Annotated in this window: 18 protein-coding genes; 4 read left to right on the top strand and 14 right to left on the bottom strand. The window is 63.8% G+C overall.

Features of this window, described 5'->3' with window-relative positions; translation table 11 throughout:
• Nucleotides 1-5 precede the first annotated feature (5 nt).
• The 5 genes from RR51_RS20965 to RR51_RS20945 form a co-directional block, all read right to left on the bottom strand.
• A complete protein-coding gene (locus tag RR51_RS20965; protein ID WP_013971413.1) occupies nucleotides 6-995 on the bottom strand; it encodes an ABC transporter ATP-binding protein in 990 nt (329 codons plus the stop codon).
• Nucleotide 996: 1 nt separating this feature from the next.
• Entirely contained in the window at nucleotides 997-1791 is a 795-nt protein-coding gene (locus tag RR51_RS20960; RefSeq protein WP_039614576.1) for an ABC transporter permease, read from the bottom strand.
• Nucleotides 1781-2632 carry an ABC transporter permease gene (locus RR51_RS20955; protein WP_039614575.1) on the bottom strand — a complete coding sequence of 284 codons (852 nt, stop codon included), beginning with the start codon at nucleotides 2630-2632 and terminating at the stop codon, nucleotides 1781-1783. Before RR51_RS20955 ends, RR51_RS20960 begins: the two co-directional genes overlap by 11 nt.
• Nucleotides 2629-3435, bottom strand: coding sequence for an alkaline phosphatase family protein (locus RR51_RS20950; protein WP_013971416.1), 807 nt, complete (start codon nucleotides 3433-3435; stop codon nucleotides 2629-2631). Before RR51_RS20950 ends, RR51_RS20955 begins: the two co-directional genes overlap by 4 nt.
• A gap of 147 nt (nucleotides 3436-3582) precedes the next feature.
• Nucleotides 3583-4647, bottom strand: a complete 1065-nt coding sequence (locus RR51_RS20945) for an ABC transporter substrate-binding protein (protein ID WP_039614574.1) — start codon at nucleotides 4645-4647, stop codon at nucleotides 3583-3585.
• A gap of 315 nt (nucleotides 4648-4962) precedes the next feature.
• On the opposite strand from RR51_RS20945, the gene phnR reads away from it, so the two are divergent.
• Nucleotides 4963-5676 carry a phosphonate utilization transcriptional regulator PhnR gene (gene phnR, locus RR51_RS20940; protein WP_013971418.1) on the top strand — a complete coding sequence of 238 codons (714 nt, stop codon included), beginning with the start codon at nucleotides 4963-4965 and terminating at the stop codon, nucleotides 5674-5676.
• A 100-nt stretch (nucleotides 5677-5776) separates the two neighbouring features.
• Here the strand turns inward: phnR and RR51_RS20935 are convergent, their stop codons facing one another.
• The 7 genes from RR51_RS20935 to minC form a co-directional block, all read right to left on the bottom strand.
• Nucleotides 5777-7906: a mechanosensitive ion channel family protein gene (locus RR51_RS20935; RefSeq protein ID WP_039614591.1), complete on the bottom strand. Its 2130-nt coding sequence runs from the start codon at nucleotides 7904-7906 to the stop codon at nucleotides 5777-5779.
• Between the two features lie 44 nt (nucleotides 7907-7950).
• Nucleotides 7951-8118 (bottom strand): hypothetical protein, encoded by a 168-nt coding sequence (locus RR51_RS31310; RefSeq protein ID WP_003260099.1) that lies wholly within the window; start codon nucleotides 8116-8118, stop codon nucleotides 7951-7953.
• Between the two features lie 196 nt (nucleotides 8119-8314).
• A complete protein-coding gene (locus RR51_RS20930; protein WP_039614573.1) occupies nucleotides 8315-9604 on the bottom strand; it encodes a M18 family aminopeptidase in 1290 nt (429 codons plus the stop codon).
• Nucleotides 9605-9773: 169 nt separating this feature from the next.
• Nucleotides 9774-10409: an RluA family pseudouridine synthase gene (locus RR51_RS20925; protein ID WP_011532730.1), complete on the bottom strand. Its 636-nt coding sequence runs from the start codon at nucleotides 10407-10409 to the stop codon at nucleotides 9774-9776.
• A gap of 160 nt (nucleotides 10410-10569) precedes the next feature.
• On the bottom strand, nucleotides 10570-10824 hold the full coding sequence (gene minE, locus RR51_RS20920; protein ID WP_003252572.1) for a cell division topological specificity factor MinE: 255 nt from the start codon (nucleotides 10822-10824) through the stop codon (nucleotides 10570-10572).
• Nucleotides 10825-10827: 3 nt separating this feature from the next.
• Nucleotides 10828-11640, bottom strand: coding sequence for a septum site-determining protein MinD (gene minD, locus RR51_RS20915; protein WP_013971423.1), 813 nt, complete (start codon nucleotides 11638-11640; stop codon nucleotides 10828-10830).
• 101 nt (nucleotides 11641-11741) lie between these two features.
• On the bottom strand, nucleotides 11742-12500 hold the full coding sequence (gene minC / locus RR51_RS20910) for a septum site-determining protein MinC (RefSeq protein ID WP_023660587.1): 759 nt from the start codon (nucleotides 12498-12500) through the stop codon (nucleotides 11742-11744).
• A 111-nt stretch (nucleotides 12501-12611) separates the two neighbouring features.
• On the opposite strand from minC, the gene RR51_RS20905 reads away from it, so the two are divergent.
• Together RR51_RS20905 and RR51_RS20900 are read left to right on the top strand one after the other, a co-directional pair.
• A complete protein-coding gene (locus RR51_RS20905) occupies nucleotides 12612-13547 on the top strand; it encodes a lipid A biosynthesis lauroyl acyltransferase (protein ID WP_024086430.1) in 936 nt (311 codons plus the stop codon).
• A gap of 149 nt (nucleotides 13548-13696) precedes the next feature.
• Nucleotides 13697-14845: a patatin-like phospholipase family protein gene (locus tag RR51_RS20900; protein WP_013971426.1), complete on the top strand. Its 1149-nt coding sequence runs from the start codon at nucleotides 13697-13699 to the stop codon at nucleotides 14843-14845.
• Nucleotides 14846-14924: 79 nt separating this feature from the next.
• On the opposite strand, the gene RR51_RS20895 is transcribed toward RR51_RS20900, so the two are convergent.
• Both RR51_RS20895 and RR51_RS20890 read right to left on the bottom strand, forming a co-directional pair.
• Nucleotides 14925-15668, bottom strand: a complete 744-nt coding sequence (locus RR51_RS20895) for an MlaA family lipoprotein (protein WP_043936071.1) — start codon at nucleotides 15666-15668, stop codon at nucleotides 14925-14927.
• A gap of 73 nt (nucleotides 15669-15741) precedes the next feature.
• Nucleotides 15742-17040, bottom strand: coding sequence for a hypothetical protein (locus RR51_RS20890; RefSeq protein ID WP_003260096.1), 1299 nt, complete (start codon nucleotides 17038-17040; stop codon nucleotides 15742-15744).
• A 190-nt stretch (nucleotides 17041-17230) separates the two neighbouring features.
• On the opposite strand from RR51_RS20890, the gene RR51_RS20885 reads away from it, so the two are divergent.
• Nucleotides 17231-17599: a hypothetical protein gene (locus RR51_RS20885; protein ID WP_039614572.1), complete on the top strand. Its 369-nt coding sequence runs from the start codon at nucleotides 17231-17233 to the stop codon at nucleotides 17597-17599.
• Nucleotides 17600-17689 lie beyond the last annotated feature (90 nt).

Genomic DNA, 17689 nt, shown 5'->3' with positions numbered 1-17689 from the left:
TCTCCTTAGGCCACTTCCCGTAGCGCCGTGGGGTCGATCGACAAGCTTACCCGTTGCCCGTCCGCGTGCAGGTCGGACGGTGAGCGGTTGAGCACGTCGACCACCAGTTCCACCTCGCGCACCCGCACCCGGTAGCGGATCACGTTGCCCAGCAGGCTGTGGCTGCGCACTTCGGCGTCCAGTTCACCGTTGATGCCCAGGGTGATCGACTCGGGGCGTATCGCCAGGCGGCTGGCCACCGGGCGCTGCAACAGGCGGCTGGCGCTGTCGGCGTCGAGCAGGTTGTAGTTGCCGATGAAGCCGGCGGCAAACAGGTCCACCGGCGCGGTGTAGAGGGTTTCGGCATCGCCGCTCTGGACGATGCGCCCCTGGTTCATCAGGAAGATGCGATCGGACATGGTCAGCGCCTCCTCCTGGTCGTGGGTGACGAAGATGGTGGTCAGCCCCAGCTCGCGCTGGATGGCGCGGATCTGCTCGCGCAGGTGCTTGCGGATGCGCGCATCCAGCGCCGACAGCGGCTCGTCGAGCAGCAGCAGGCGCGGGCGGGTGACCAGCGAGCGGGCCAGGGCAACGCGCTGGCACTGGCCGCCGGACAACTGGTGCGGGTAGCGCCCGGCGAAGTTGCCCAGTTCCACCAGTTCCAGCGCCTCGCGCACCCGGGCCTGGCTTTCGTCGGCCTTGACCTTCTGCATGCGCAAGCCAAAGGCGACGTTCTGCTCCACGGTCATGTTGGGGAACAGCGCATAGCTTTGAAACACCATGCCGATGCCACGCTTTTGCGGGCTCAGCGGTACGATGTCATGGCCGTCGAGCAGGATCTGCCCGCTGTCCACCGGGGTCAGCCCGGCGATGCAGCGCAGCAGCGTGGACTTGCCGCAACCGGACGGGCCAAGCAGGGTGACGAACTCACCGCGTTCGATATGGCAGTCGATGTTCTCGAACACCGGGCTGCCGGCGTAGCTTTTTTGCAGTTTCTGTACGCTGACGAAGCTCATGTCAGGTCTTGTCCTTGTTCAGGCGGTTGGCGACCCAGGTCAGTACCAGCACGAAGGCGAAGTACGAGATCACCAGCGCGCTGTTGAAGTGGCCGCTGCTGTTGCGCATGTTGTTCAGGTACACCTGCAGGGTCTCGTAGCGGGTGCCGACCAGCAGGTTGGCGAACACGAACTCGCCGAACAGGAACGAGAACGACAGCAGCAGTGCCACCATCAGGCCCTTGCGCAGGTTCGGCAGCACCACCAGCAGCGCCGCCTGCCAGGTGCTGGCGCCCAGCAGCTGGGCGGCGTCCATCAGGTCGCGCAGGTTGATCGCCTGCAGGTTGTTGGTAATGGCCCGGTACATGAACGGCAAGGCGATGGTGAAATAGCAGCCGATCAGGATCCACGGTGTACCGACCATGGCCATGGGCCCGCTGCCATACAGCTGCAGCAGCCCCACCGAAGACACCACCGGCGGCACCGCGAACGGCAGCAGGATGAGGATGTTCATCAGCGCATCGAGCCTCGGGAAGTGGTAGTGCACCACGAACAGCAGCGGCAGGATCAGCACCACCGACAGCAGCAGCGCGCCCACGCACACCAGCAGCGACTGGCCGAAGGCAGCCAGGAAACGCGGCTCGCTCCACAGCGCGATGTACCACTTGAAGGTCAGGCCGCTGGGCAGCAGGCTGGCCGACCAGCTGGTGGCCAGCGAGTAGAGCAGGGTGCCGGCCAGCGGCAGCAGCAGGATGAGGAACTGCAGGTAGACCACGGCGCGGTGGTACCAGCCGCCGGAACGGGCGTCAGCGCGCATGGTAGCTCCTTTTCAGCAGCCATTGGTGCACCACCGTGACCAGCGTCATCAGCCCCACCAGTACCATCGCCAGGGCGCTGGCCAGGTTGGGATCGAGGCTGATGTCACCGGCCACCAGGCCGGCGATGCGGATCGGCAGTACGTTGAAGTTGCCGGTTGTCAGCGCGTACACGGTGGCGTAGGCACCGAGGGCGTTGGCCAACAGGATGACGAAAGTGCCCAGCAGTGCCGGGGTCAGCACCGGCAGGCCGATGTGCCGCCAGAATTGCCAGTGGCTGGCCCCCAGCAGTGCGGCCGACTCGCGCCAGTCTTCGCGCAGTGCGTCGAACGCGGGGTACAGCAGCAACACGCCAAGCGGGATCTGGAAGTAGGTGTACACCAGGATCAGCCCGCTCTTGGAATAGATGCTGAAGTCCTCCAGCAGGCCGACCTGCTTCAGCAGCAGGGTCAGCGCGCCGTTGAAACCGAGCAGGATGATGAAGGCGAAGGCCAGCGGCACCCCGGCGAAATTGCTGGTCATGTTGGCGAAGGCGCTGACGAAGTCGCGCAGCTTCGAGTCCACCTGGCGCAGCGAGTAGGCGCCCAGGGTGGCGATGACGATGCCGAACAGGCTTGACCAGAAGCTGATTTCCAGGCTGCGTTGCAGGGCCTGCAGGTAGAACTTCGAGGCGAATACCTTGCTGAAGTTGTCCACGCCCCAACCCGCTTCCGATTGCAGGCTGTTGATCGCCACCCAGGCCAGCGGGGCGATCTGGAAGATGACGAAGAACACGGCGAACGGTAGCAGGCAGAGCAGGGCCAGGTAGCGGCCACGGGTGTTGCTGCTCTTGGGTGTGGTCACTTCAGCAGCTCCCGGCAGACGGTCTTGTCATGCGGCGCGCCGAGCAGCTCGCAGATGGTCCCGCACAACTCGGTCTGCAGCGGTTTGGCCGCAGGATCGAGGCTGAAGGCATCGCCGAAGACGAACAGCGGCACTTCGCGCTCCTCGGTCAGCAGGCCATTGTGCGAGCGGTCGTTGTTCATGCCGTGGTCGGCGGTAACCAGTACCTGGTAGCCCTCTTCGAGCCAGCCTGGCAGGTAGTCGGCCAGCAGGATGTCGGCGCTGCGTGCGGCGTTGCGGTACTGGCTGCTGTCCAGACCGTGGTGGTGGCCGACATCGTCGATGCTCATCGGGTGCACCAGCAGGAAATTGGGGGCGTGGCGGCGGCGCAGGTATTCGCCATCGGCCAGCAGGTGCGAATCGGGGTAACGGTCGTCCCAGTAGAACAGCCCGTGCTGGATCGGCAGCTTCGGTGCGTGGGTATGGCGGTCGCGCTGCGGGTCGAAGGGCGAGCGGTTGTACAGCTCGCTCATCCAGTGATAGGCCGCAGCCGCAGTGCCCAGGTTGGCCTCGCGGGCGTAGTGGAACACGCTGCGCTGGTTGGACAGACGGTTGACGTTGTTGTGCACGATGCCGCTGTCGATCGGCGGTACACCGGTGAGGATGCACTCGTACAGCGGCCGCGACAGCGACGGCAGTTCGCATTCCACGCGGTACAGCGCGGCACGGTCGGCCTCGACGTAGGCGTGCAGGTGGCCCATGGCGTGATGCGCGACCTGGTAGTTGAGGCCGTCGAGCAGGACCAGGATGACGTTGTGTTGCATGGTGGCTCCAGTCATAAACCGCGTTGGCTTCTTCGCGGGTAAACCCGCTCCTACAGGGGCATGCGCCGGCCTTGAGGTGTGCGCTGTACCTGTGGGAGCGGGTTTACCCGCGAAAGGGCCCGTCCAGGCGCTAGAGAAACTAGTCCCTTACTCCATCTCGATGATCACCTGCTCCTGCCACATCTGCGGCAGTTTCTTCGAGCTCGCTTCCCAGGCCTCGGCATTCTTGATCGGCTGTGCAGCCTTGTACTGTTCGTTGGGCAGCAGCTTGGCCTGCACATCGTCCGGCAGCTTCAGGTGCTCGGCACGGATCGGCCGCGCATGCCCTTTGGCCAGGTTGATCTGCCCGGCATCGCTGAAGATGTATTCACGTGTCAGCTTGGCCGCATTCGGGTGCTTGGCGTACTTGTTGATGATGGTGGTATAGCCGGAGATCACCGAGCCATCCGACGGGATCAGCACTTCGAAACGCTTGGGGTCGATCTGTTCACGGTAGCTCAGGCCGTTGAAGTCCCACACCACGCCCACTTCCACCTCGCCCTTCTCCAGGGTCTGGATGGTCGGGTTGGCCAGCGACAGGCGCTTCTGCTGGGCCAGCTTGGTGAACAGTTGCAGACCCGGTGCCAGGTTGGTCTCGTCACCCTTGTAGGCGATAGCCGCTGCCAGCACGCCGTTGGCGGCCTGGGCTGCGGTGCCGACGTCACCGATGGCAACCTTGTACTTGCCTTTTTCCAGGTCGTGCCAGGTCGTTGGCCGCTCGCCTTCCTTGACCAGGTCCTTGTTGATGATGAAGGCGATGGTGCCGGTATAGGCCAGCGCCCAGTGGCCGTCCTTGTCCTTGGCCCAGGTCGGCACCTGGTCCCAGGTGCTCGGCTTGTACGGTTGGCTCACGCCCTTGCTCACGGCGATCGGGCCGAAGGCGGCACCCACGTCGCCGATGTCGGCGCTGGCGTTGTCCTTCTCGGCTTCGAACTTGGCGATTTCCTGTGCCGAGCTCATGTCGGTGTCGCTGTGCTTGAGGCCGTACTTGCTGGCCAGGTCTTCCCAGGTGCCTTTCCAGTTGGCCCAGGCATCGGGCATGCCCACGCTGTTGATGTTGCCTTCCTTGCGGGCGGCGTCTTCCAGGGCCTTGAGGTCGGTATCGGCGGCCATTGCCGTGGTACACAGGGCGATGGCCGAACCGAGCAGTGACGCCATGAACAACTTTTTCATCCGAAGCTCCTTGGTGGGTGCCTTTAGCGATGGTTGTTATGAGTGAAGCCGTTGTCTGGTGACCGTTGGTCTAGGTCAGCAAACCTTGAGCCAAGGTAGGCTGCTTGCGTGACAGTTTGATGTAGGGAAGGGCCGGTGAAGGCCCTGAAGCTACAGCGTAGACCACGGAACCGCCCCGGTTCTGCTGGCTTGGCGCGTTTCTGGCAGTGTCTGGCCAAAGCCTTGTCACAGGATGTTCATCAGCCCTGCCTAGGCTTGCACTATTCTCCAAGTGCCCTGTTCTGGGGCTGGACTAGTCCAGATAGGTAACCTTTGATGCAGCCGATGCCACCGCGTGCGGTAACAGCCATCTGTCACGCCCTGCAGGAACAGATCGAGCACGGCCTGCTGGCGCCGGGCGGCAAGCTGCCGGCCGAGCGCAAGCTCAGCGAGGTGTTCGATACCACGCGCATTACCCTGCGTGAGGCGCTGGTGCAGCTGGAAGCCCAGGGGCTGATCTACCGCGAAGAGCGTCGCGGCTGGTTCGTCGCGCCCGAACGGCTGACCTACGACCTGATCGAGCGCAGCCACTTCCATGCCATGGTCCGCGACCAGGGGCGGGTGCCCAGTACCGAACTGTTGTCGGCGCGGCTGCAGCCGGCCTCGGCGGCCATCTGTGCGCGCTTGCAGCTGCCGGCGTTGTCCAGCGTGGTACGTATCTGCCGGTTACGGCGGATCGATGGGCGGGCGGTGCTGTATGCCGAGCACTACCTCAACCCCCGGTACTTCCCGGAGATTCTCGAACAGGACCTGGCCCAGTCGCTGACCGAGATTTATGGGCGGGTGTACGGCATCCAGTATGGGCAGGTGTGCTTCGAGATCTTGCCGACGGCGTTGCCGGTGGAGGCAGCCGGTGCCTTGAAGGTGTCGGCGGGAAGCCCCGGGTTGCATATCACCCGGGTCAACAGTGACCAGCATGGGCACCTGATCGACTGCGACCTGGAGTATTGGCGGCATGATGCCATCCGCATCCGCGCCCAGGCGGGTTGAGGTGTTGGCTTCTTCGCGGGCTCGCCCGCTCCCACAGGGGCCGCACAGGTTTCAGCCTTTGCACAGTACTTGTGGGAGCGGGTTCACCCGCGAAGAGGCCTTAACTGGAAGAACCGGCAGTCACTACCTGCACTGACAACCGTGGCGTTGCCAAATCCAGCCCGGCCTCATCCAGCTGCCGCTTCAAAGCCAGGTTGAAGGCCCGCGACACTTCCCACTGCTTGATCGGCGCAGTCTTGAACCGCGCTCGCAAGATCGCCGACCCCGACTCGAAGCTCTCCACCCCTTGCAGCTCCAGCGGCGACCAGATGTTGCGGCGCATCAGCGGGTCGTTGCGCAGCTTCTGCCCCACTTCGCGAATCAGCGTGATGGCCTGGTCGATGTTCATGCTGTGCGGGATCGCCACGCGGAAGATCGCGTAGCCGAACTCACGCGAGTAGTTCTTGATGCTCTTGATCTCGCTGAACGGGATGGTATGCACGATGCCGTCGATGTCACGCAGGCGTACGGTACGGATGGTCAGCCCCTCCACCGTGCCCAGGTGGCCGCCCACATCCACGTAGTCGTCGATGGCCAGCGAGTCCTCGATGATGATGAACAAGCCGGTGATCAGGTCGGCCACCAGCGACTGGGCACCAAAGCCGATGGCCAGGCCGATCACACCGGCACCCGCCAGCAGCGGGGTGACGTTCATGCCCATGTTGGCCAGGGCGACAATCACCGCGATGATGAAGATGACCACGAACATCACATTGCGGATCAACGGCATCATGGTTTGCGCGCGGGCGTTGGCCAGGCCCCGGCGCGAACGCACCAGTGCGTGGTGCACGGCGGTGTCGGCAAGGATCCACACCAGCCAGGCGACGATCAGCGTGCCGGCCAGGCCCAGCAGGCGCACGCTTATGTCGTGCCCGTCGCCTTCGGCGAAGCTGATCATCGACAGGCCCCATACACGCAGCCCCAGCTCGATGAACACCAGCCAGATGAACAGGTGCACCAGCAGGTAACCGAAGTTGCGCAGGCGCTCGGCGTACACCGCCTGGCGCTTGCTGGCGCGCTTGGGGTTGGCGGCGTGGCGGCGCACCAGGCCGTTGAGCACCATGCACACCACCACCAGCACCGTGCACATCAGCGACTGGCGCAGGGCGGTGCTGGTGTCGCCGGCCGAGATAAAGGTAGCGAACAGCGAAATCGCCACCAGGATCAATGCTGGCACGAACCAGAAGCTGCCGAGGATCTCGATGGTGTCACTGAGGGTGCGCCGGGTCAGGCGCCGTGACAGCGGCTGGTTGCGGATCAGGTGGGCGATCGGGCGACGGAAGCGCAGGATGAACAGCCCGGTGCACAGCGCCGCGATCACGTTGGCCAGGGTGGCCAGGGCGTGGGCCAGGTGGGTGCCGAGGGCGACCATCAGGCGCGGGTCGCTCATCGCTTCGCCAAACGCGGCGAAACTGCCGATCAGCCACAGCGGGCGGAAGGCCTGGTGGCGCAGGATGTACAGGGCGCGGTGGCGGTGGGGGCCGTCGAGCAGCGAGAAGGCGATCACGCAGATGGCCGAGAAGCAGGTGCCGACCACCAGTGCGTAGGCCAGCACCATGGCCAGCGACTTGCCCAGCGACGGCGGCAGCACGAAGCTCAGGTAAACGGTGAACACCAGCGCCACCAGCCATGGGCCCAGCTTGCGCAGGGCAAAGCGCACCAGGTCCCAGGTGCGCGGGTACTGCGGCAGTTCCTCGCTCAGGCCAAAACGCAGGCGTACCCGATGCCCGACCCAGTTGAAGGCGTAGGCCAGCACGCTCCAGACGGCGATGACGGCGGCAAAGCCGAACAGAATGGCCGGCCACTGGTGCACCGGCACCATCAACTCGGTCAGTTCGGCCTGGGCCTGTTCGATTTCCGCGGCCCAGCGATGGAACGGGCTGGCATCGCCGCTGAACTGCTTTTCGAAGTCCTGCAGGGCGCCGCCGATCAGGCCGAGCACGCCCTGTTCGACGGTGGGTTGCGATTGCCTGGTGGCGTCGCGCAGCTTTTTCAGGTCGGCCAGGAGCTTGGCCCGCTGCTGGTCGTTTTCCAGGTTCTTGATCACCTCGTCCAGCGACTTGCCCAGCGGTTCGCTGGCTTCTGGCTGCGCGGGCGCGCTGCCACCCAGCAGGCCTGGCAGGCCCGCAGCCTGTAACGGGGTGACAAACAGGAACAGCAGCAGGAACAGGCAACGCAGGAGAGCAGGCACTGGCAAAACTACCTCAGGTCAAACGATTGACCGAGTGTAGAGGTTCACGACGGCAGTTGCTCCAGGATTTTCCAGCAGGTGAGGCCAAAGATACCCAGTGTGCCGACCCACATCATCACAACGCCGATATTGCGCTCGCGCAGGCTGAAACCGATGGTCAGCAGCAACAGGAACAGAAACACCGGCACGAACAGGGACAGGAACGGGGACATGGACAGCAATCCTTTTGCAGTGGGGCCATGTAACAAGCATAGCGGGTAGCGGGCGAAGCGGGATTGACCTTCAGCAGGTGCAAGCAGGCCCGGCCTCTTCGCGGGTGAACCCGCTCCCACAGGAACTGTGCGGTACCTGTGGGAGCGGGTTTACCCGCGAAGAGGCCGGGCCTGCTTGCATCAAGGCATCAAGGCATCAGGGCAACTCGCGGCAACGGTAGAAGGCGCTCAGCACCTTCACCAGGTGCGCCAGGTCATGGCTGCCGCACAGTTCGCGAATCGAATGCATGGCAAAGGTCGGCAAGCCGATATCCACCGTACGCACGCCCAGGTGGCTGGCGGCAATCGGCCCGATGGTCGAACCACAGCCCATGTCGCTGCGTACCACGAAGCTCTGCACCGGCACTTCCTCGGCCATGCACAGGTGACGGAAGAACCCGGCGGTTTCGCTGTTGGTAGCGTAGCGCTGGTTGTTGTTCACCTTGATTACCGGCCCGGCGTTGAGCTTGGGCCCGTGGTTGCCGTCGTGCTTGTCGGCGTAGTTGGGGTGCACGCCGTGGGCGTTGTCGGCCGACACCATCAGCGAGCGCTGGATGGTGCGCACGTAGGCGTCGCCATCCGGCAGCAGGCGTTGCAGGGTCTGCTCCAGCATCGGCCCGTCGGCGCCACAGGCCGAGCAGCTGCCGACTTCTTCATGGTCGTTGCACACCAGTACGCAGGTCTCGTCGCTGTCGGCGGCCAGCAGTGCCTGCAGGCCGGCATAGCACGACAACAGGTTGTCCAGGCGCGCGCCGGCGATGAAATCACCGTTCAGGCCGACCAGTGCGGCGTCCTGAGTGTCGTAGAAGCTCAGCTCGTAATCCAGCACCACGTCGGCGATCAGCTCGTGCTCGCGGGCCAGTTGCTCGGTGAGCAGGGCGCGGAAGTCGATGCGCTCGTCACCCGCGACCTGGGCCAGGATCGGCGGCAGCTCGTTCTGCGGGTTGATCGCCCAGCCTTCGTTGGCGGTGCGATTGAGATGGATTGCCAGGTTGGGGATGACCGCGATCGGCAGCTTGAAGTCGATCAGCTGGCTTTCGACCTTGCCGTCACGGCGGTAGGTGACCCGGCCGGCCAGCGACAGGTCGCGGTCGAACCATGGCGCCAACAGGGCGCCGCCATAGACTTCGACGCCCAGTTGCAGGAAGCCCTGGCGCTGCAGCTCGGGCTGCGGCTTGACCCGCAGGCACGGGCTGTCGGTGTGGGCACCGACCATGCGGATACCGTTCAGCAACGGTGCCTGCTTGCCCAGCTTGATGGCGATGATCGACGAGTCGTTACGGGTGACGTAGTAGCGGCCGCCAGGTACCGTGGCCCAGCTGTCGCGCTCGTCCAGGCGCTGGTAGCCGGCAGCTTCCAGGCGCTGGGCCAGGCTGGCGGTGGCGTGAAAGGGCGTGGGGGAGGCCTTGAGGAAGTCGATAAGGCCAGAATTCAGTGCGTCGCGCATAGCTCACTCCAGACAGCAGTGGCGCGAGTTTAGCGTATTAGGTCGACAAATTGTGTCTGCCTCTTCGCGGCTGAAGCCGCTCCCACAGGTACTGCACAACCGTCGAAAGCGGTGCGGTCCCTGTGGGAGCGGCTTTAGCCGCGAAGAGGCCAGTACAGGCTGTACACAATCAGAAGGGCGCAGGGCACTCGAACTTCAACCGCTCACCGGACACCGGGTGGGTAAAGCTCAGCATCGATGCATGCAGGCACAGCCGTTCATGGGCAGCCAGTGCCTCGGGGTTGGCATACAGCCGGTCGCCCAGCAGTGGGTGCCCGATCGACAGCATGTGCACGCGCAACTGGTGCGAACGCCCGGTAATCGGTGTCAGCTCTACCCGGCAGTAATCACCGCAGCGCTCGACGATGCGCCAGAAGGTCAGCGCATGCTTGCCCTGCTCGTGGTCCACCACATGCCGTGGCTTGGTCGGCGGGTCGTAGCGCAGCGGCAGGTCGATGCTGCCGCTGTCCAGCGCCGGCTGGCCCCAGCACAGCGCGGTGTAGGCCTTTTCGGTTTCGCGGTCGTGGAACTGGCGCGACAGCTCACGGTGGCTGTCGGCATCCCGTGCCAGCAGGATGATGCCGGAAGTTTCCCAGTCCAGGCGGTGCACGATCAGCGCGTCGGGGTAGCCGTTTTCCTGCAGGCGAGTGATCAGGCAGTCCTTGTTGTCCTCGGCGCGGCCGGGTACCGACAGCAGCAGGGTCGGTTTGTTGATCACCAGGATGGCGGCGTCTTCGTGCAGGATCTGGATGTTGGACAGCGGCATTGCTTGGTCTCGGTTATATCGGGGAAAACACTGGGGCCGCTTTGCGGCCCATCGCGACACAAGGCCGCTCCTACAAGGGTTATGCATTTCCCCTGTAGGAGCGGCCTTGTGTCGCGATGGGCTGCAAAGCAGCCCCAATGCTCAAAGCCTGGTCGCCGGATCAGCGATCCGGCAAGGTGATGTTCAGCTCCAGAATCGAGCAGCTACCCTGGTTTTCCAGCTCGATATGCACATCATCGTTGCCGATGTTCACATATTTGCGGATCACTTCCAGCAGTTCTTTCTGCAGCGCTGGCAGGTAGTCCGGTTCGCTGCGTTGGCCGCGCTCGTGCGCCACGATGATCTGTAGACGCTCTTTCGCTACCGACGCGCTGGTCTGTTTCTGTCTGCCACGAAAGAAGTCAAAAAGGTTCATGGTTTACTTGCCTCCAAACAGGCGCGCGAAGAATCCTTGCTTCGGCACTTCGATGAACCGCAGGGGCTTTTCTTTGCCCAGCAGACGGTCGACGGTATCGCTATAGGCCTGGCCGGCATCGCTCTGGTCGTCGAGGATGACCGGGATACCCTGGTTGGAAGCCTTGAGCACTGCCTGGCTCTCGGGGATCACACCCTTGAGCTTGATCGCCAGGATCTCTTCGACGTCGGCGATGCTCAGCATTTCGCCCTTTTCCACGCGCTCCGGGTGGTAGCGGGTGATCAGCAGGTGTTCCTTGATCGGCTCTTCGCCGTTCTCGGAGCGGCGCGACTTGCTCGACAGGATGCCCAGCATGCGGTCGGAGTCTCGTACCGAGGATACCTCGGGGTTGGTGACCACGACGGCTTCGTCGGCAAAGTACATGGCCAGGTGTGCGCCTTTCTCGATACCGGCCGGCGAGTCGCAGATGACGAAGTCGAAGTCTTTCTTCAGCTCCATCAGGACCTTTTCCACGCCTTCCTGGGTCAGCGCGTCCTTGTCACGGGTCTGGCTGGCGGCCAGCACGTACAGGTTCTCGAGGCGCTTGTCCTTGATCAGGGCCTGTTGCAGGTTGGCTTCGCCGTTGACCACGTTGACGAAGTCGTACACCACGCGGCGTTCGCAGCCCATGATCAGGTCGAGGTTACGCAGGCCCACGTCGAAGTCGACGATGACGGTCTTGTGGCCACGCAGTGCGAGGCCGGTACCAATGGCGGCGCTGGTGGTGGTCTTGCCCACACCCCCCTTGCCGGAAGTAACCACGATAATCTTGGCCAAGGTGTTTCACCCCTAAAATAATCGGGACACACGTCCCTGCAAAAATACAAATAAATGGCAACGGTAAGAAAAGTTGCACTAAAAATGCTGGCAAGTATCCGTTAAAGACGGGTGATGTTCAACACGTCGCCAGACAGGCTGACTTGCACGCCGGTGCCCCACAGCGGGTCGCGGCGCAAGTCCTCGCAGACCTTGTACTGGCCGGCGATGGAGACCATTTCGGCGGTCATCTGCTGACAGAAGATACGTGCCTTGGTATTGCCTTTGATGCCGGCCAGGGCGCGGCCGCGCATGGCGCCGTACACATGGATGTTGCCATCGGCCAGAAGTTCCGCCCCCGGGCTGACCGAAGCGGTCACCACCAGGTCGCCGCCCTGGGCGTAGATCTGCTGGCCGCCACGTACTGGCGCAGTGATGATGCGGGTCGGGCGCACCTCGGGTTCGAGGATTGGTGGCGGGACAGGGGCTGGCTCGGGCTTCTTCACCTCGGGTTCGGGCTCCAGCGGCCGCTCGCGCGCGCCGGATGGCGGCAGCACCGGCAGGTCGATGGCGATGGCGGCGGCGATGTCCTCGATGCGGTTGGCACGGATGGCCAGGGTACGCAGGCCGTGGTGGCGGCAGATCCGCATCAAGCCGGGCAGGTCGATTGCCCCCTCGTCGGCCGGCAGCTTGTCCAGCGCCAGCACCAGTGGCGTGTTGCTGAAGAAGTTCGGTGCCTGGGCGACTTTGGCCGCCAGTTGGCGGTCGAGGGCTTCAAGGTCATTGCGCGCCAGCTCCAGCACTGTAATGGCGAGCATGCTGCCCTTGAGCTGGAACACGGAGGCGGTGTCGGGTGTGTGGTTTGGGCTCATGGTCTGCATAGACGGCTTGTTGCGAAAAAAGTGCCCTGACTTATAACGATAAGACCGGTTGCCCGCAACATGCGCTGATCCGTTGTAGAATGCGCGGCCTTTGTCTTTCCGGAAGCTTCAATGGAACGCCCGCGTTTTCGTCCCTATTTCCTTCACCCACGTTTCTGGGGCCTGTGGCTGGGCCTGGGCCTGCTGTGGCTGGTGGTCCAGTTGCCGTACCGGGTCCTGTTGAAAGTCGGTGCCGCGCTGGGAGCGGTGATGTACCGCTTTGCCGGTGAGCGGCGGCGCATTGCCGCGCGCAACCTGGAGCTGTGCTTCCCGGAGCTGTCGGTCGACGAACGGCAGCGCCTGCTCAAGGCCAACTTCGCCTCCACCGGTATCGCCTTCTTCGAAATGGCCATGAGCTGGTGGTGGCCCAAGGCCCGGTTGGCGCGCCTGGCCCATGTCGAGGGGCTGGAGCACCTGCAGGCCGCCCAGCAGGCGGGGCAGGGGGCCATTCTGATGGCGGTGCACTTCACCACCTTGGAGATCGGCGCCGCACTGCTGGGCCAGCAGCACACCATCGACGGCATGTACCGCGAGCACGGCAACCCGCTGTTCGACTTCATCCAGCGCAGCGGCCGCGAGCGGCATAACCTCGACTCGCTGGCAGTGGAGCGCGAGGACGTGCGCGGCATGCTCAAGCTGCTGCGTTCGGGCCGGGCGATCTGGTACGCACCCGACCAGGACTACGGCGCCAAGCAGAGCCTGTTCGTGCCGCTGTTCGGCATCCCGGCGGCGACGGTGACCGCTACCACCAAGTTTGCCCGGTTGGGCAAGGCGCAGGTGATTCCGTTCACCCAGAAGCGCCTGGAGGACGGCAGCGGCTATCGCCTGGTGATCCACCCGCCGCTGGCGGATTTCCCCGGGGAGAGCGAAGAGGCTGACTGCCTGCGAATCAACCAGTGGGTGGAAAGCGTGTTGCGCGAATGCCCCGAGCAGTACCTGTGGGCGCATCGCCGGTTCAAGTCGCGACCCGAAGGGGAGCCGCGGCTGTATGACAAGAAGAAGCGCTGAATTTTGTTTTGCCTGTGCCGGCCCTTTCGCGGGTGAACCCGCTCCCACAGGTATTGCACAGCCTTCAAGGCCGGTGAAGAACCTGTAGGAGCGGGTTTACCCGCGAAAGGGCCAGCACTGACAGCACATCAACCCCAGGAAGGACTCCAATGGCCCCACCCCCGGTAACCGGTCTTATCCTTTCTGGCGGCGGCGCCCGCGCCGCCTACCAGGTGGGCGTGCTGGCCGGCATTGCCGAGTTGCTGCCCGCTGGCGCGCACAACCCGTTCCCGGTCATCGTCGGCACCTCCGCCGGGGCCATCAACGCCGTCACCCTGGCCAGCGGCGCCACCCATTTCAGCGATGCCGTACAACGGCTCACCGCCTTCTGGCAGAACTTCCGCAGCCACCTGGTCATCCGCAGCGACTGGCCCGGTGTGGTCCGCCAGGCCAGCCGCTTCGTCGCCCACAACCTGCTGGGCGTGGGTGGCCCGGCGCCAGTGGCGCTCCTGGACAGCAGCCCATTGCGCGGCTTGCTGCAGGCGCACCTGAACCTGGACGGCATCGCCCACTCCCTGGCCGCCGAGCAACTGCGCGCCGTCGCGGTGACCGCGTTTGGCTACGAGTCCGGCCAGGCGGTGACCTTCTACCAGGGCCGCGGTACCATCGAAGCCTGGTTGCGCCATCGCCGTATCGGTATGCCCACGCCATTGACCATCGATCATCTGCTGGCCAGCGCGGCCATCCCGTTGCTGTTCGCCCCGGTGCGGCTGGGTGATGAATATTTCGGCGATGGTGCGGTGCGCCAGTCGGCACCGATCAGCCCGGCCCTGCACCTGGGCGCCAGCCGGGTACTGGTAGTCGGGGTCAGTGGCAACCCGCAGCGGCCGGCGCCACCGTTGCCGACCCAGCGCGTGTTCAGCGGCCAGCAGCCGAGCCTGGCGCAGATCGGCGGGCACATGCTCAACAGTACGTTCATTGACAGCCTGGAAGACGACATCGAGCTGTTGCAGCGCCTCAACCACCTGAGCCACCTGTTGCCGGCGCACCTGGACGCCCGGCGCCTGGGCCTGGCGCCGATCGACGTGCTGGTGGTGGCGCCCAGCCAGCCGCTGGACGAGATTGCCGCGCGACATCGGCGCGAGTTGCCGGCGGCGTTGCGCATGTTCCTGCGTGGGCCGGGGGCGACGCGTACCAGCGGGGCGGGGGTGTTGAGCTATTTGCTGTTCGAGGCCAGTTACTGCAGCGAGCTGATAGAGCTGGGGCGAAAGGATGCCTTGGCCAAGAAGCGGGAGCTTTGCCAGTTCCTGGGGATTTGATGTTGCTTGTGCCGGCCTCTTCGCGGGTAAACCCGCTCCCACAGGGATCGCACGATACCCGCGAAGAGGCCTGGCCTGCCTACTCGGCTATCTGCAACTTGCGCGCCTGGGTATACACATACCGCACCTTCTCGTACTCGAACGGCGAGTTGAGCTGGCCATAGCGGAATTTGGTGCTGTAGCGCTTGTCCACCACGCGCAGCACGGAGATTTCCGGGTGGTCGCTGCTGGCTTCGGCCACGTTCAGGTAGTTGATCGCCTGTTCGCCTGCATAGTCCACCACCAGCCCGGTGGTATCGCGCAGGTTCGAAGGCCCCAGCACCGGCAGCATCAGGTACGGCCCGTCCGGTACGCCATAGAAGCCCAAGGTCTGGCCAAAGTCTTCACTTTGCCGCGGCAGGCCCATCTTGGTTGCCGGGTCCCAAAGCCCACCCACGCCGATGATGGTGTTGAACATCAGCCGCGCGGTGATCTCGGCCGAGCGCTTGGCCTTGAGCTGCAACACGCTGTTGAACAGGTTCGGCACGTCGCCCAGGTTGTTGAAGAAGTTGGTCACCCCGGTGCGCACGAAGCGCGGGGTGACGTACTGGTAGCCGCTTACCATCGGCAGCAGCACCCATTGGTCCAGACGGTAGTTGAAGTGATAGACGCGCCGGTTGATCGACTCCAGCGGGTCGTACACGTTCAGCGCTTGCAGGGTGGAGCGCTCGAACTCGCGCTGGTCCAGCCCCGGGTTGAATTTCAGCTCACGCAGCGGGTCGAGGAAACCATCGGTCTCCGGCGCCAGTGGCGCTTCGGTGACTTGCGGGTCGGCCTCGACCACGCTGGCGCGGGGGGCGGTTTCGGCAGCCAGGGCGTGGCCGGCGGCGAACAGGGCAGTGGCGAAGAGGAGTTTGTTAACCACGGAAGAACTCCAGCATGGCGTCACTGTTGACGCGGTAATTGAGGTTGCCGCAATGGCCGCCATGGGGGTAAAGGGTCAGACGCTCACCGAACACCTTGCGCAGGAAGCCAATGTCACCAGGGCCGAGGATGACGTCGTCGGCGTTGTGCATCACGGCGATCTTGTCGCTGCTGCTCAGGTAGTCTTCAAGTGCATACAGGCTGACCTGGTTGACCAGTTGCAGGATGCTGTTGCCGTCGGTACGGGCGCGCCACATGGGGATGACCTGCTCGGTCATGTAGCAGTCGAAGTCGCACTGCAGGGCACGCTTGAAGAATGGCGTGAGGCTGCTGCCCTCGGTGATCGGGAACTTCGGCGGAATGATCAGGCCGCGGCGGTTGATCAGGTCGGAGGTGAAGGCAATATCGGCCGCCGAGAAGCGGAACGAGGTGCCGATCAGCATGGCCATCTGCTCGTTGGACAGGTGCTGGCGCGACTGCTGGAAGTCGTACAGCAAGGCCTCATTGAGGTCGATGTAGCCCTTTTCCTGGAAGTAGCGGGTCAGCTTGGCCAACATCAGCTCGTAGAAGGTGGTGCTGCGGTCGATGCCCTTGACCTGGGTCTGCACCAGCTTGTCCAGGTTGTTGATCGAGGTGTACAGGTTGACCGGCGGGTTCAGCAGCAGTACGCGCTTGAAGTTGAAGCTGCGGCGGGTTTCGTCCAGGTGGCTGACAAAGGCAGCGTCGAGTGCGCCCAGGCTGTAGCCGGTGAGGTAAAACTCGCTGATCGGCAGGCGCGGGTGCTGGGCACGCACGGCCTGCATCACCCGGTACATGTCTTCGGCATCCTCCTGGCTGACGCCTGGGGTGGCGAAGCGCGAGGCGGCGCTCATGAAGTCGTAACTGGTTGGCGACGACAGCTGCACCACGTGGAAGCCGGCCTGGTAGAACAGCTTCTTCAGGTATTCGTTGATGCTGCTGGTGTAGGGCGCACCGGTGCCGGCGATGATGAAAATCAGCGGCGCCTCGCGGTCCTGGCGGGCCAGGCGGTACTTGAGCTTTTTCACCGCCCAGAAATTGTCCGGCAGAGTGAATTCACGGTCCGGGCGCAGGTTGAGGCTATAGTCGGACTGGTTGATTTCATCATCTTCGGGCAGGGTGGGGCGCTGGTCCGGTGGCGTGGTGGCGATGGTTGCCTCGAACGGGTTGGTCAAGGGAAAACCATAGCTCGCGGCGTCGATATCCCGCGCCGAAGCGGCCACAGCCATGAGCAGGCCACCGAGCAAGGCAGCGAGGCGCAAAGATCGAAGCATGTAATCCCCCAAAAGAACGCAAGGTCGAGCAGTGTGCAGGCTAGGACCACAACGGGCCGGGCAAAGTTGCCAGGTGCGGTGGTCTTTGGTGTGCTTGTTATCTGCAACATAGCTGCAGGGATGTGATTTTGCCTTACAACTGGGCATAAGCGATCATGGATGCTTTCGATTACCGCTATTGGAGAGCTGGATGTCTCGTTCGCTGCCGGCTGCGCTGCTTGTGCTGTTTCTGGGGCTCTGGCTTGCTGCCAGTTATGGCGTGCGCTATGGGCTGATGGAGGACGGGCAGTGGGTGGGGCTGTGCACGGCGCCGGCGGCGTACTGGCAGTGTGAGGTGCGGTCTTTGTTGGGGTTGGGCATTCATCATCAGGTGATGGCCTGGATCGGGCTGGGGCTGGCGCTGCTGGCGCAGGTCGTTGCCGGCCGTGGCGGCTGGTGGCTGGCGGTGGTGGCGTTGGTGTTCGCGGTGCCGGCACTGGTGCTGTATACCGCCAGCATTGCCGTGTTCGCGCTGGTGCTGGCTGGGTTGCGGTTGGTCAGGTTGCCGGATCAAGGCTGAAAGGGGCCGCTTTGCGGCCCATCGCAGGCAAGCCAGCTCCCACAGGGACCGCGCCGATTTCATAGGCAGCATAACTCCTGTGGGAGCTGG

Source organism: Pseudomonas sp. C5pp, assembly GCF_000814065.1.
GTDB classification, from domain to species: Bacteria; Pseudomonadota; Gammaproteobacteria; order Pseudomonadales; family Pseudomonadaceae; genus Aquipseudomonas; species Aquipseudomonas asiatica.
This window is presented reverse-complemented; position numbering and strand designations above follow the sequence as displayed.